11 protein-coding genes are annotated in these 14,525 nt (G+C 69.2%); 7 read left to right on the top strand and 4 right to left on the bottom strand.

Annotated features, from left to right (window positions below; all coding sequences use genetic code 11):
- Window positions 1–83: 83 nt before the first annotated feature.
- The 4 genes from LMJ29_RS01480 to LMJ29_RS01495 all read right to left on the bottom strand — a co-directional run bounded on the left by LMJ29_RS01480 (window position 84) and on the right by LMJ29_RS01495 (window position 3,956).
- Window positions 84–824, bottom strand: a complete 741-nt coding sequence (locus LMJ29_RS01480; RefSeq protein WP_229603272.1) for a YciK family oxidoreductase — start codon at window positions 822–824, stop codon at window positions 84–86.
- 211 nt (window positions 825–1,035) lie between these two features.
- Window positions 1,036–1,707, bottom strand: a complete 672-nt coding sequence (mupP, locus tag LMJ29_RS01485) for an N-acetylmuramic acid 6-phosphate phosphatase MupP (protein ID WP_229603275.1) — start codon at window positions 1,705–1,707, stop codon at window positions 1,036–1,038.
- A 5-nt stretch (window positions 1,708–1,712) separates the two neighbouring features.
- Complete coding sequence (gene ubiG, locus LMJ29_RS01490; RefSeq protein ID WP_229603277.1) at window positions 1,713–2,411, bottom strand: bifunctional 2-polyprenyl-6-hydroxyphenol methylase/3-demethylubiquinol 3-O-methyltransferase UbiG; 699 nt, start codon at window positions 2,409–2,411, stop codon at window positions 1,713–1,715.
- Between the two features lie 219 nt (window positions 2,412–2,630).
- Window positions 2,631–3,956, bottom strand: a complete 1,326-nt coding sequence (locus tag LMJ29_RS01495) for a TRZ/ATZ family hydrolase (protein ID WP_229603279.1) — start codon at window positions 3,954–3,956, stop codon at window positions 2,631–2,633.
- Window positions 3,957–4,089: 133 nt separating this feature from the next.
- Between LMJ29_RS01495 and mtnA the strand changes: the two genes are divergently transcribed.
- The 7 genes from mtnA (at window position 4,090) to cmk (ending at window position 14,437) form a co-directional block, all read left to right on the top strand.
- Window positions 4,090–5,166 carry an S-methyl-5-thioribose-1-phosphate isomerase gene (gene mtnA / locus LMJ29_RS01500; protein WP_229603281.1) on the top strand — a complete coding sequence of 359 codons (1,077 nt, stop codon included), beginning with the start codon at window positions 4,090–4,092 and terminating at the stop codon, window positions 5,164–5,166.
- Between the two features lie 168 nt (window positions 5,167–5,334).
- Entirely contained in the window at window positions 5,335–8,070 is a 2,736-nt protein-coding gene (gyrA, locus tag LMJ29_RS01505; protein WP_229603282.1) for a DNA gyrase subunit A, read from the top strand.
- Between the two features lie 80 nt (window positions 8,071–8,150).
- Window positions 8,151–9,236 carry a 3-phosphoserine/phosphohydroxythreonine transaminase gene (gene serC, locus LMJ29_RS01510; RefSeq protein ID WP_229603284.1) on the top strand — a complete coding sequence of 362 codons (1,086 nt, stop codon included), beginning with the start codon at window positions 8,151–8,153 and terminating at the stop codon, window positions 9,234–9,236.
- The gene (gene pheA / locus LMJ29_RS01515) at window positions 9,236–10,345 is read left to right on the top strand and encodes a prephenate dehydratase (protein WP_229603286.1); all 1,110 of its coding nucleotides are present in this window, start codon (window positions 9,236–9,238) and stop codon (window positions 10,343–10,345) included. The genes serC and pheA overlap by 1 nt, the downstream gene beginning before the upstream one ends.
- A 66-nt stretch (window positions 10,346–10,411) precedes the next feature.
- Window positions 10,412–11,524: a histidinol-phosphate transaminase gene (hisC, locus tag LMJ29_RS01520; protein ID WP_229603287.1), complete on the top strand. Its 1,113-nt coding sequence runs from the start codon at window positions 10,412–10,414 to the stop codon at window positions 11,522–11,524.
- The gene (locus LMJ29_RS01525) at window positions 11,517–13,748 is read left to right on the top strand and encodes a bifunctional prephenate dehydrogenase/3-phosphoshikimate 1-carboxyvinyltransferase (RefSeq protein WP_229603289.1); all 2,232 of its coding nucleotides are present in this window, start codon (window positions 11,517–11,519) and stop codon (window positions 13,746–13,748) included. The genes hisC and LMJ29_RS01525 overlap by 8 nt, the downstream gene beginning before the upstream one ends.
- Complete coding sequence (gene cmk, locus LMJ29_RS01530) at window positions 13,745–14,437, top strand: (d)CMP kinase (protein WP_229603291.1); 693 nt, start codon at window positions 13,745–13,747, stop codon at window positions 14,435–14,437. Before LMJ29_RS01525 ends, cmk begins: the two co-directional genes overlap by 4 nt.
- Window positions 14,438–14,525 lie beyond the last annotated feature (88 nt).

The raw sequence follows: 14,525 nt of genomic DNA on the forward strand, positions 1-14,525 counted from the left end.
GGAGGGCTCTGGCGCGGGGTCGCCAGCGATGGAGCAGGGCAGGAAAAGCGGCGGCCGGCGCGCGGCCGGCCGCAGGGTGCAGCTTACTGGGCGTCGAAGGCCTGGCCGTTGACCCCGGCGCTGTCCGGGCCCATCAGGTACAGGTAGACCGGCATGATCTCCTCCGGCGTCGGGTTGCTCACCGGGTTCTCGCCCGGGTAGGCCTGGGCGCGCATGCCGGTGCGGGTGGCGCCGGGGTTGACGCTGTTGGCGCGCACCGCGCTGGTGCCGTCGACCTCGTCGGCGAGCACCTGCATCAGCCCCTCGTTGGCGAACTTGGAGACCGCATAGCCGCCCCAGTAGGCGCGGCCCTTGCGACCGACGCTGCTCGAGGTGAACAGCACCGAGGCGTCCTTGGACAGCTTGAGCAGCGGCAGCAGCACGCTGGTGAGCATGAACACCGCGTTGACGTTGACCTGCATGACGCGCATGAAGTTTTCCCCGGAGTACTGCTCGAGCGGGGTGCGCGGGCCGAGGATCGCGGCGTTGTGCAGCAGGCCGTCGAGGCGGCCGAACTCGCGCTCGATGGTGGCGGCCAGGTCGTCGTACTGGTGCGGCTGGGCGGTTTCCAGGTTGAACGGGAAGATCGCCGGCTGCGGGCCGCCGGCACTCTCGATCTGGTCGTAGACCTCTTCGAGGTGCTCGATGGTCTTGCCGAGCAGGATCACCGTGGCGCCGTGGGCGGCGAAGCTGCGCGCGGCGGCGGCGCCGATGCCGCGACCGGCGCCGGTGATCAGGATCACCCGATCCTTGAGCAGGTCGGGGCGGGCGGAATATTGGAACATGGGAAAAGCCTCGTTGAATCGAAATCGCGAAACCGGGGCCGGGCGCAGGGCGGGCGGGCCGCTTGCGGCGTAACCCGCCATCGGCACCGGCAGGTGCCGCCTGCGCGGCAAGGGTGGGTTACGCTGCGCTAATCCACCCTACAGTGGTGTCCGAGTGTGGCGCAGGGTTGGGGTGGCCGCCATGCGCCGGAAGTCGAACGCGCCGAATGGCTCAGCAGCCGCACAGCGCGCGGTCCAGCAGTGCGCGCAGCTCGCCCGGATGGTCGACCACCAAGTCGGCGCCCCAGTGACCGGGGTTGTCGTCGGGGTGGATGTAGCCGTAGCGCACCGCCACGGTGCGCATGTCGGCGGCGCGGCCGGCCTCGATGTCGCGGGCGTCGTCGCCGACGTAGAGCACCTCGCGCGGGTCGAGGGCGAGCTGCTCGCAGGCCAGCAGGAGCATCTCCGGGTCGGGTTTGCTGCGCTGCACGTGGTCGGGGCAGATCAGCACTGCGGCGCGCTCGGCGAGCTGCAGGCGCTGCATGATCGGTTCGGCGTAGCGCAGCGGCTTGTTGGTGGCCACGCCCCAGCGCAGGCGAGCGCGCTCGAGATCGTCGAGCAGCTCGGGGATGCCGTCGAACGGCCGGGTCAGCACCGCGCAGTGCTCCTGGTAGCGCTCGAGGAACTCCAGGCGCAGCGGCTCGAAGTCGGGGTGCTCGGGATCGAGGGCGAAGGTGCAGGCGACCATGGCGCGCGCGCCGCCCGACACCTGGTCGCGGATGCGCGCAGGCTCCAGCGGCGGCAGGCCGCGCATCTCGCGCATGGCCTGACAGATGGCGATGAAGTCCGGCGCGCTGTCGACCAGCGTGCCATCCATGTCGAACAGAACCGCTCTCAGCCGCATGCCGCTCACGCCTCGCGCCGGGTCTGGATCATGTAGTTGACGTCCACGTCCTGGCCCAGCTTGTAGGTCTTGCTCAGCGGGTTGTAGGTCATGCCGACGATGTCCTCGACCGCGAGGCCGGCGTCGCGGCACCAGGCGCCCAGCTCGGAGGGGCGGATGAATTTGCGGAAGTCGTGGGTGCCGCGCGGCAGCAGCTTGAGCAGGTACTCGGCGCCGACGATGGCCAGCAGGTAGGCCTTGGGATTGCGGTTGATGGTCGAGAAGAACACCTGGCCGCCGGGCTTGACCAGGCGCTGGCAAGCCTGGATCACCGAGGCCGGGTCGGGCACGTGCTCGAGCATTTCCAGGCAGGTGACCACGTCGAACTGGCCGGGCAGCTCGGCAGCCAGCGCCTCGGCGGTGCTCTGCCGGTAGTCGACCTGCACGCCGGACTCCAGCTGGTGCAGGCGCGCCACCGCCAGCGGCGCCTCGCCCATGTCGATGGCGGTCACCTGGGCGCCGCGCAGCGCCATGGACTCGCTGAGGATGCCGCCGCCGCAGCCGACGTCGAGCACCCGCTTGCCGGCCAGGCCGACGCGCTCGTCGATCCAGTTGACGCGCAGCGGGTTGATCTCGTGCAGCGGCTTGAACTCGCTCTCGCGGTCCCACCAGCGATGGGCGAGGGCCTCGAATTTGGCGATTTCGGCGTGGTCGACGTTGCTCATGGGGCGCTTCCGTGGGGCCAGACAGTTTGCTTCAACTGCCTATCTTGCCAGTTTTCGCGCCGCTTGGGGGCGGCCGGCGTGTCGCGCCGGGCGGCGATGGGCGGAGTCGCGGAGCCGCAGGGTAGAAGACTCGCGCAGCGAGCCTCGCCGCTGGGCGGATGTGGGGGGTGTGGTGGGCAATCGCTGCGCGAGTTGCCCGCCCTGCGCTCCGGCGGCGTTTCAGGCCCCGGCGATTCGCTGGCCCCAGGCGCGCGCCTTGGCACCCAGCTCCGCCTCGTCGAAGCGAGTCAGGCGACCGTCGGCGAGCAGCGCCTTGCCGCCGACCCAGACGTGCTTCACGCAGTCGCGCGAGCAGGCGTAGACCAGTTGGGAGACCGGGTCGTAGACCGGCTGCTGGGCCAGGCCGGAAAGGTCGAAGGCCACCAGGTCGGCGCTCTTGCCGATCTCCAGCGAGCCGCACTGATCGGCGATGCCCAGCGCCCGGGCGCCGTTGAGGGTGGCCATGCGCAGGGCGCGGTGGGCATCCAGCGCGGTGGCCGAGCCGGCCACCGCCTTGGCCAGCAGGGCGGCGGTGCGCGTCTCGCCGAGCAGGTCGAGGTCGTTGTTGCTCGCCGCGCCGTCGGTGCCGATGGCGACGTTGACACCGGCCTGCCACAGGCGCTCCACCGGGCAGAAGCCGCTGGCCAGCTTGAGGTTGGACTCCGGGCAGTGGATCACGCTGGCGTTGTACTGCACCAGCAGCTCGAGGTCGGCGTCGTCGATCTGGGTCATGTGCACGGCCTGGAAGCGCGGGCCGAGCAGGCCGAGGCGCGCCAGGCGGGCCAGCGGCCGCTCGCCGCTCTGCTCCAGCGCCTGCTGGACCTCGAAGGCGGTCTCGTGGACGTGCATGTGGATGCCGGCGTCGAGCTGCTCGGCCAGCACGCGCACCCGCTCCAGGCGGTCGTCGCTGACCGTGTAGGGCGCGTGCGGGCCGAAGGCCACGCGGATGCGCGGGTGCAGGCGCAGGTCGTTGAACAGTTCCAGGCCGCGGCGCAGCGCCTCGTCGGTGTCGTGGGCGCCGGGCACCGGGAAATTCAGCACCGGGATGGTGATCTGCGCGCGCACGCCGGCGCGGTGCGCCACCTCGCTGGCGATCTGCGGGAAGAAGTACATGTCGGAGAAGGCGGTGATGCCGCCCTTGATCTGCTCGGCGAGCGCCAGCTCGGTGCCGTCGCGCACGAAGTCTTCGCTGACCCAGTTGGCCTCGGCCGGCCAGATGTGTTCCTGCAGCCAGGTCATCAGCGGCAGGTCGTCGGCCAGGCCGCGGAACAGGCTCATCGCCGCGTGGCCGTGGGCGTTGACCAGGCCGGGGGCGAGCAGCGTGCCGGGCAGTTCGCGGCGTTCGGTGGCCGGGATGGCCAGCGCCAGCTCGCGCGGGGCGAGCAGGGCGATGCGTCCGTCGCGGATGCCCAGGGCATGTTCGCGCAGCACCACTCCGGCCGGCTCCACCGGAACGATCCATTCGGGGAGCAGGAGAAGATCCAGGGGGGCGGGGGTGCTGGACATGGCGCGGGCTTCCGGTGCGGCGGCTGAACGGCCTGCGAGTGTAGCGACTGGCGGGGCCGTCTTGAAGCGGCTGCGGGGCGCGCGAAGGGGTATACTCGGCGGCTTTTTCAGAAATCGGCGAGGAGTCCCACCCATGCGCGAGCAACTGCTGGCGGCGGAAAAGGTCAAGGCAATCGACTGGCGCGATGGCGCCCTGCTCCTGCTCGATCAGCGCGTGCTGCCGTTCGAGGAAACCTGGCAGCGCTACGACAGCGCCGCCGGAGTGGCCGAGGCGATCCGCCAGATGGTGGTGCGCGGTGCGCCGGCCATCGGCATCGCCGCCGCCTACGGCGTGGTACTCGGCGCGCGTGCCCGGCTGGCCGCCGGCGGCGACTGGCGAGCGGCGCTGGAGGAGGACTTTGGCGTGCTGGCCGCCTCGCGGCCCACCGCGGTCAACCTGTTCTGGGCGCTGGAGCGCATGCGCGAGCGCCTCAACCGCCTGCGCGACGGCGACGACGTGCTCGCCGCGCTGGAAGCCGAGGCGGTGGCGATCCACGACAGCGATCGCGAAGCCAACCTGACCATGGCCCAGCTCGGTGTCGAGCTGATCCGCAAGCACGACGGCAAGCCGCAGAAACTGCTGACCCACTGCAATACCGGCGCGCTGGCCACCGGCGGCTTCGGCACCGCGCTGGGGGTGATCCGCGCGGCCCATGTCGCCGGGCTGGTCACCCGGGTATACGCCGACGAGACCCGTCCCTGGCTGCAGGGCGCGCGACTGACCGCCTGGGAGCTGGCCGGCGACAACGTGCCGGTGAGCCTGATCGCCGATGCCACCGCCGCCCACCTGATGAAGACCGAGGGCGTCAGCTGGGTGATCGTCGGCGCCGACCGCATCACCGCCAACGGCGACGTGGCCAACAAGATCGGCACCTACCAGCTGGCGGTCAACGCCATGCACCACGGCGTGCGTTTCATGGTGGTGGCGCCCAGCTCGACCATCGACATGAGCCTGGAGAGCGGCGACGACATCCCCATCGAGGAGCGCGACGGCCGCGAGCTGCTGGAGGTGGGCGGCAAGCGCGTGGCGGCCGAGGTGGAGGCGTTCAACCCGGTGTTCGACGTGACCCCGGCCGACCTGATCGACGCCATCGTCACCGAGAAGGGCGTGGTCGAGCGTCCGGACGCCGAAAAGATGGCCAAGCTGATGTGCCGCAAGCGCCTGCACTGAGGCGGCGCGCCACCGCCCGCGCCGCGGCGTGGGCGCCAGGTCGCATGTGCCGGTGCGGGTGGTTGTGGTAAGCTCCGGCGGTTTAAAGAGGCCCCTGCGAGGGCCTTCCAGATTGCACGCGATGCCACCCTGCTGGCACCTGCCTAGAACAAAGGAACCAGGCTTCTCATGGGCGAACTGGCCAAAGAAATTCTCCCGGTCAATATCGAAGACGAGCTGAAGCAGTCCTACCTCGACTATGCGATGAGCGTGATCGTCGGGCGGGCCCTGCCGGATGCGCGCGACGGCCTGAAGCCCGTGCACCGGCGTGTGCTGTTCGCCATGAGCGAGCTGGGCAACGACTGGAACAAGCCGTACAAGAAGTCTGCCCGTGTGGTCGGTGACGTGATCGGTAAGTACCACCCGCACGGCGACACCGCGGTATACGACACCATCGTGCGCATGGCCCAGCCGTTCTCGCTGCGCTACATGCTGGTCGACGGCCAGGGCAACTTCGGTTCGGTGGACGGCGACAACGCGGCGGCCATGCGATACACCGAAGTGCGCATGGCCAAGCTGGCCCACGAGCTACTGGCCGACCTCGACAAGGAAACCGTCGACTGGGTGCCCAACTACGACGGCACCGAGCAGATCCCGGCGGTCATGCCGACCAAGATCCCCAACCTGCTGGTCAACGGCTCCAGCGGCATCGCCGTGGGCATGGCCACCAACATCCCGCCGCACAACCTCACCGAGGTGATCGACGGCTGCCTAGCGCTGATCGACAACCCCGAGCTCTCCGTCGACGAGCTGATGCAGTACATCCCCGGCCCGGACTTCCCGACCGCGGGGATCATCAACGGCCGCGCCGGCATCATCGAGGCCTATCGCACCGGCCGCGGGCGCATCTACATCCGTGCCCGCGCCGAGATCGAGGACATGGAGAAGGGCGGCGGCCGCCAGCAGATCGTCATCACCGAGCTGCCCTACCAGCTGAACAAGGCGCGGCTGATCGAGAAGATCGCCGAGCTGGTCAAGGAGAAGAAGCTCGAGGGCATCAGTGAACTGCGCGACGAGTCCGACAAGGACGGCATGCGCGTGGTCATCGAGCTGCGCCGCGGCGAAGTCGGCGAGGTGGTGCTCAACAACCTCTACGCGCAGACCCAGATGCAGAGCGTGTTCGGCATCAACGTGGTGGCGCTGGTCGACGGCCAGCCGCGTACGCTGAACCTCAAGGACATGCTCGAGGTGTTCGTCCGCCACCGCCGCGAGGTGGTGACCCGGCGCACCGTGTTCGAGCTGCGCAAGGCCCGCGAGCGCGGCCACATCCTCGAAGGCCAGGCGGTCGCGCTGTCCAACATCGACCCGGTGATCGAGCTGATCAAGCAGTCGCCGACCCCGGCCGAGGCCAAGGAACGCCTGGTCGCCACCGCCTGGGAGTCCAGCGCCGTGGAAGCCATGGTCGAGCGCGCCGGCGCCGACGCCTGCCGTCCCGAGGACCTCGATCCGCAGTACGGACTGCGCGACGGCAAGTATCACCTGTCCCCCGAGCAGGCCCAGGCGATCCTCGAACTGCGCCTGCACCGCCTGACCGGCCTGGAGCACGAGAAGCTGCTCGCCGAGTACCAGGAGATCCTCGTCCAGATCGGCGAGCTGATCCGCATCCTGACCAGCCCCGAGCGCCTGCTGGAAGTGATCCGCGAGGAGCTGGAGAAGGTCAAGGCCGAGTTCGGCGACGCCCGCCGCACCGAGATCCGCGCCAGCCAGGAAGACCTCACCCTCGCCGACCTGATTCCCGAGGAAGAGCGCGTGGTGACCATTTCCCACGGCGGCTACGCGAAGAGCCAGCCGCTGGACGCCTACCAGGCGCAGCGCCGCGGCGGCAAGGGCAAGTCGGCCACCGGGGTGAAGGACGAGGACTACGTCGAGCACCTGCTGGTCGCCAACAGCCACGCCACCCTGCTGCTGTTCTCCAGCAAGGGCAAGGTCTACTGGCTGCGCACCTTCGAGATTCCCGAGGCCTCGCGCACCGCGCGCGGCCGTCCGCTGGTCAACCTGCTGCCGCTGGTCGAGGGCGAGCGCATCACCGCGATGCTGCAGGTCGACCTGGAAGCCCTGCAGCAGAGTGCCGGCGCCGACGAGGAGCTGGACGACAGCGAAGGCCTGGTGCTCGAAGGCGAGCTGGTCGAGGCGGAAGCCGCCGAGGACAGCGATGCCGAGAACGGCGACGACGGCCAGGACGAGCCGACCGGCGCCTACATCTTCATGGCCACCGCCTTCGGCACGGTGAAGAAGACCCCGCTGGTGCAGTTCAGCAAGCCGCGCAGCGCCGGCCTGATCGCCTTGAAGCTGGAGGAGGGCGACACCCTGATCGCCGCGGCCATCACCGACGGCGCCAAGGAGGTCATGCTGTTCTCCGACGCCGGCAAGGTGATCCGCTTCAAGGAGAAGCATGTGCGCACCATGGGCCGTACCGCCCGTGGCGTGCGCGGCATGAAGCTGGGCGACGGCCAGCAGCTGATCTCCATGCTGATCCCCGAGGCCGGTGCGCAGATCCTCAGCGCCTCCGAGCGCGGCTACGGCAAGCGCACGCCTCTGGATGACTACCCGCGTCGCGGGCGTGGCGGCCAGGGCGTGATCGCCATGGTCATCAACGAGCGCAACGGCAAGCTGGTCGGCGCCATCCAGGTGCAGGACGGCGAGGAGATCATGCTGATCTCCGACCAGGGCACCCTGGTGCGTACCCGGGTCGACGAAGTCCGAGGCGCGGGCCGTAACACCCAGGGCGTGATCCTGATCAAGCTGGCCGACGACGAGACCCTGGTCGGCCTGGAGCGGGTGCAGGAGCCTTCGGGCAACGGCGAGGAGCCGGGCGAGGACGAGGAAGAGCGCGTGGCGGCCGAAGCGGTCGGCAGCGAGGAGTGAGCGGCGGCGCAGCCGCCCCGTGGATTGACAGCAGGCCGGCGGCTACCCGCCCCGGCCATCGGTGAACGAGAGAGACAGACGTGAGCAAGCGAGCCTACAACTTCTGCGCCGGCCCGGCCGCGCTTCCCACCGCGGTGCTCGAACGCGCCCAGGCCGAACTCCTCGACTGGCAGGGCAAGGGCCTGTCGGTGATGGAGATGAGTCACCGCAGCGACGAGTACGTCGCCATCGCCGAGAAGGCCGAGCAGGACCTGCGCGATCTGCTGAGCATTCCGTCGAACTACAAGGTGCTGTTCATGCAGGGCGGCGCCAGCCAGCAGTTCGCCCAGATCCCGCTCAACCTGCTGTCCGAAGACGGCGTCGCCGACTACGTCGAGACCGGCATCTGGTCGAAGAAGGCCATCGAGGAAGCGCGCCGCTTCGGCAACGTCAACGTCGCCGCCAGCGCCAAGGCCTACGACTTCTTCGCCATCCCCGGGCAGAACGACTGGCAGCTCTCCAAGGACGCCGCCTACGTCCACTACTGCAGCAACGAGACCATCGGCGGTCTGCAGTTCGACTGGGTGCCGCAGACCGGCGACGTACCGCTGGTGGTGGACATGTCCTCGGACATCCTGTCCCGCCCGCTCGACGTGTCGCAGTTCGGCATGATCTACGCCGGCGCGCAGAAGAACATCGGCCCGAGCGGCCTGGTGGTGGCGATCATCCGCGAGGACCTGCTCGGCCGCGCCCGCTCGATCTGCCCGACCATGCTCGACTACAAGGTCGCCGCCGACAACGGCTCGATGTACAACACCCCGGCGACCTTCTCCTGGTACCTGTCCGGCCTGGTCTTCGCATGGGTCAAGGAGCAGGGCGGTCTCGAGGAGATGGAGCGCCGCAATCGCGCCAAGCAGGAGCTGCTGTACGGCGCCATCGACGCCAGCGACTTCTACACCAACCCGATCGCCCACAACGCCCGCTCGTGGATGAACGTGCCGTTCCGCCTGGCCGACGAGAAGCTCGACAAGCCCTTCCTCGCCGGCGCCGAAGCGCGCGGTCTGCTCAATCTCAAGGGCCACCGTTCGGTCGGCGGCATGCGCGCCTCGATCTACAACGCCGTCGGCCTCGACGCGGTACAGGCGCTGGTCGCCTACATGGCCGAGTTCGAGAAGGAGCACGGCTGATGACGGATGTAACCTCCGACAAGGAGCAGCTGCAGGCCCTGCGCCTGCGCATCGACAGCCTTGACGAGCGCATCCTCGAGCTGATCAGCGAGCGCGCGCGCTGCGCCGAGGAAGTGGCGCGGGTCAAGACCGCGGCGCTGCAGCCCGGCGAGAAGCCGGTCTACTACCGTCCCGAGCGCGAGGCCTGGGTGCTCAAGCACATCATGGAGCTGAACCAGGGCCCGCTGCACAACGAGGAAGTGGCGCGGCTGTTCCGCGAGATCATGTCGTCCTGCCTGGCCCTCGAGCAGCCGCTCAAGGTCGCCTACCTGGGTCCGGAGGGCACCTTCACCCAGGCCGCCGCGCTCAAGCACTTCGGCCACGCGGTGATCAGCCAGCCGATGGCGGCGATCGACGAGGTGTTCCGCGAGGTGGTCGCCGGCGCGGTCAACTTCGGCGTGGTGCCGGTGGAAAACTCCACCGAGGGCGCGGTCAACCACACCCTCGACAGCTTCTTGGAGCACGACCTGGTGATCTGCGGCGAGGTGGAGCTGCGTATCCACCACCACCTGCTGGTCGGCGAAAACACCAAGACCGACAAGATCTCGCGCATCTACTCGCACGCCCAGTCGCTGGCCCAGTGCCGCAAGTGGCTGGACGCCCACTACCCGAACGTCGAGCGCGTCGCGGTATCCAGCAACGCCGACGCCGCCAAGCGCGTGAAGAGCGAGTGGAACAGCGCGGCGATCGCCGGCGACATGGCCGCCCAGCTGTACGGCCTGGCCCGGCTGCACGAGAAGATCGAGGATCGCCCGGACAACTCCACGCGCTTTTTGATCATCGGCAACCAGGAAGTGCCGCCGACCGGCGACGACAAGACCTCGATCATCGTCTCCACCAACAACAAGCCGGGGGCGCTGCACGACCTGCTGGCGCCGTTCCACCAGAACGGCATCGACCTGACCCGCATCGAGACCCGTCCCTCGCGCAGCGGCAAGTGGACCTACGTGTTCTTCATCGACTTCGTCGGCCACCAGCACGATCCGCTGGTCAAGGCCGTGCTCGAGAAGATCCGTCAGGACACCGTGGCCGTGAAGGTGCTCGGCTCCTATCCCAAGGCGGTACTGTAAAACGCGTCTGCGCCGGCCCGGGTCGCCCTTGCCCCGTGGCCGGCGATCCTTGCCGGAGGCAAACCGATGAGCTGTGACTTCCTCGCCCTGGCCGTGCCGGGTGTGCAGAAACTCTCCCCCTACGTGCCGGGCAAGCCGGTCGACGAACTGGCCCGCGAGCTGAACCTCGACCCGGCCGGCATCGTCAAGCTGGCCAGCAACGAGAACCCGCTGGGCCCTTCGCCCAAGGCGCTGGAGGCGATCCGCGCCGAGCTGGGCGACATCACCCGTTATCCGGATGGCAGCGGCTACCAGCTCAAGACCAAGTTGAGCGAGCGCTTCGGCCTGACGCCTGCGCAGATCACCCTGGGCAACGGCTCCAACGACGTGCTCGACCTGATCGCCCGCGCCTGGCTGGCGCCGGGGCTGAACGCGGTGTTCAGCCAGTACGCCTTCGCCGTCTACCCGATCTCCACCCAGGCGGTCGGCGCCGAAGGGCGCGCCGTGCCGGCCAGGGACCATGGTCATGACCTCGAGGCCATGCTGGCGGCCATCGACGCCAATACCCGCGTGGTGTTCGTCGCCAACCCGAACAACCCGACCGGCACCTGGTTCGGCCCGGACGCGCTGGAGTCCTTCCTGTCCCGCGTGCCGGCGAACGTGCTGGTGGTGCTCGACGAGGCCTACATCGAGTTCGCCGAGGGCGGCGAACTGCCCAATGGCCTCGAATACCTCGCGCGCTATCCGAACCTGATCGTCACCCGCACCCTGTGCAAGGCCTACGGCCTGGCCGGCCTGCGCGTCGGCTACGCGGCCTCCTCGGCGCAGATCGCCGACGTGCTCAATCGCGTGCGCCAGCCGTTCAACGTCAACAGCCTGGCCCTGGTCGCCGCCTGCGCGGCGCTGGACGACGCCGACTACCTGGCCGAAGGCCGTCGGGTCAACGCCGCCGGCATGGCCCAGCTGGAAACCGGCCTGCGCGAGCTGGGTCTGAAGTGGATTCCCAGCAAGGGCAACTTCCTCGCCGTCGACTTCGCCACGGATGCTGCGCCGATCAACCAGGGCCTGCTGGAGCGCGGCGTGATCGTCCGTCCGGTGGCCGGCTACGGCATGCCGACCTTCCTGCGCGTGTCGATCGGCACCCAGGCGGAGAACGCGCGCTTCCTCGAAGCGCTCGCCCAGGTGCTCGATCGTGGCTGAACGCAAGGCTGAGCCCATCGTCGGCCGCCTGGTGGTGGTCGGCCTCGGCCTGATCGGCGGCTCCTTCGCCAAGGGCCTGCGCCAGCAGGGGCTGTGCCGCGAGGTGGTCGGTGTCGACCTCGACGCCGAGTCGCGCCGTCTGGCGGTGCAGCTCGGCGTGGTCGACCGCTGCGAGAGCGAGCTGGCCGCCGCCTGCGTCGGCGCCGAGGTGATCATGCTGGCGGTACCGATCATCGCCATGGAGAAGGTGCTGGCCCAACTGGCCTCCTTCGATCTGGGCGATGCGGTGGTCACCGACGTCGGCAGCGCCAAGGGCAACGTGGTGCGCGCCGCGCGTCACGCCTTCGGCCCGCAGGTGGCGCGCTTCGTGCCGGGCCACCCGATCGCCGGCTCGGAGAAGAGTGGCGTGGAGGCGGCCAACGGCAAGCTGTATCGCCGCCACAAGGTGATCCTCACCCCGCTGGCCGAGACCGAACCGGCGGCGCTGGCGCTGGTCGACCGCCTGTGGCGCGCGCTGGACGCCGACGTCGAGCACATGAGCGTCGAGCATCACGACGAGGTGCTCGCCGCCACCAGCCACCTGCCGCACCTGTTGGCCTTCGGTCTGGTCGACTCGTTGGCCCACCAGAGCGAGAACCTGGAGATCTTCCGCTACGCTGCTGGCGGATTCCGCGATTTCACCCGCATCGCCGGCAGCGACCCGGTGATGTGGCACGACATCTTCCTCGCCAACCGCGAGGCGGTGTTGCGTATCCTCGATCGCTTCCGCAGCGACCTCGACGTGCTGCGCGAGGCGATCGACCAAGGGGACGGGCATCACCTGCTGGGCGTGTTCACCCGCGCCCGCGTCGCCCGCGAGCATTTCAGCAAAATCCTGGCCCAACGGGCCTATGTGGACGCCATGCATTCCAACGATCTGATCTTCCTGGCCCAACCGGGCGGCAGCCTGAGTGGACGGATTCGCGTCCCGGGCGACAAGTCGGTCTCCCACCGCTCGATCATGCTCGGCTCGCTGGCCGAGGGCACCACCGAGGTGGAAGGCTTCCTCGAGGGCGAGGACGCCCTGGCCACCATCCAGGCGTTCCGCGACATGGGCGTGGTCATCGAGGGCCCGCACCACGGCCGCGTCACCGTGCACGGCGTCGGCCTGCACGGCCTCAAGGCGCCGGCCGGCCCGCTGTACATGGGCAACTCCGGCACCTCGATGCGCCTGCTCTCCGGCCTGCTCGCCGCCCAGCCGTTCGACACCGTGCTGACCGGCGACCCGTCGCTGTCCAAGCGGCCGATGAACCGCGTGGCCAAGCCGCTGCGCGAGATGGGCGCGGTCATCGAGACCGGTCCGGAAGGTCGTCCGCCGCTGACCATCAAGGGCGGCCAGCGCCTGGCCGGCATGCACTACGACATGCCGATCGCCAGCGCCCAGGTCAAGTCCTGCCTGCTGCTCGCCGGCCTGTACGCGGCCGGCGAGACCTCGGTCACCGAGCCGGCGCCGACCCGCGACCACACCGAGCGCATGCTGCGTGGCTTCGGCTACCCGGTCAGCGTCGAGGGTTCGACTGCCAAGGTGCAGAGCGGCCATAAACTGACCGCCACCCACATCGAGGTGCCAGCGGACATCTCCTCGGCGGCCTTCTTCCTGGTCGCGGCGAGCATCGCCGAAGGCTCCGAGCTGCTGCTCGAGCATGTCGGCATCAACCCGACCCGCACCGGCGTGATCGATATCCTCAAGCTGATGGGCGGTGATCTGACCCTCGAAAATCTGCGCGAAGTCGGCGGCGAGCCGGTCGCCGATATCCGCGTGCGTTCGGCGAAGCTGAAAGGCATCGAGATCCCCGAGCACCTGGTGCCGCTGGCCATCGACGAGTTCCCGGTGCTGTTCGTCGCCGCCGCCTGCGCCGAGGGGCGCACCGTGCTGCGCGGCGCCGAGGAGCTGCGGGTCAAGGAGTCCGACCGCATCCAGGTGATGGCCGACGGTCTCCAGGCCTGCGGCGTCAAGGCCGAGCCGACCCCGGACGGCATCGTCATCGACGGCGGCCCGATCGGTGGCGGCGAGGTGTGGGCGCACGGCGACCATCGCATCGCCATGTCGTTCAGCGTCGCTTCGCTGCGCGCCACTGCACCGATCCGCATCCACGACTGCGCCAACGTGGCCACCTCCTTCCCCAACTTCCTCGCCCTGTGCGCCGAAGTCGGGGTGCGCGTGGCCCGGGAAGGCGAGCAATGACCGCCCTGCCTCCGGTCGTCGCCATCGACGGGCCGAGCGGCTCGGGCAAGGGCACGGTGTGCAGCCGCCTGGCCCGCCAGCTCGGCTGGCATTTGCTGGATTCCGGCGCGCTGTACCGCCTGCTGGCGCTGGCCGCCGGTCGCCACGGCATCGCCCTGGACAACGAGGCGGCGCTGCAGACCCTGGCCGCCAACCTCGACGTGCAGTTCGTCGCCGCCGCGGAAGGCCTGCACGGCCAGCGCATCCTGCTGGAAGGCGAGGAAGTCGGCGACGAGCTGCGTACCGAACAGGCTGGTGCCGGCGCCTCGCAGGTCGCCGCGCTGCCCGCGGTGCGCAGGGCGCTGCTGCAGCGCCAGCGCGATTTTCGCGCGGCGCCGGGGCTGATCGCCGACGGCCGTGACATGGGCACGGTGGTATTTCCCGACGCGCCGTTGAAGATATTCCTCACCGCCAGCGCCGAGGAACGCGCCCGCCGCCGCTACCTGCAGTTGAAGGACAAGGTGCCGGATGCTAATCTGTGCAGTCTGCTGGAAGAGATCCGTGCGCGCGACGAGCGCGATACGCAGCGTGCCGTGGCTCCGCTGAAACCGGCGCAAGACGCCGTTCTGCTGGACTCCACCGAGCTCTCGATCGAGCAGGTACTGGAGCGCATCCTTGCCGAAATCGCCGCGCGCGATCTGGCCGGATGACCCAGCGAGGCGGACGGAAACCAGTCCAATTCCGCCGCCTCTCTATGACAAACGAACCCGTGCCGGCTGGGGTGCGGATCGGGCACAT

Origin of the sequence: Pseudomonas oryzagri (genome assembly GCF_020831405.1) — a bacterium.
Classification (GTDB): domain Bacteria; phylum Pseudomonadota; class Gammaproteobacteria; order Pseudomonadales; family Pseudomonadaceae; genus Geopseudomonas; species Geopseudomonas oryzagri.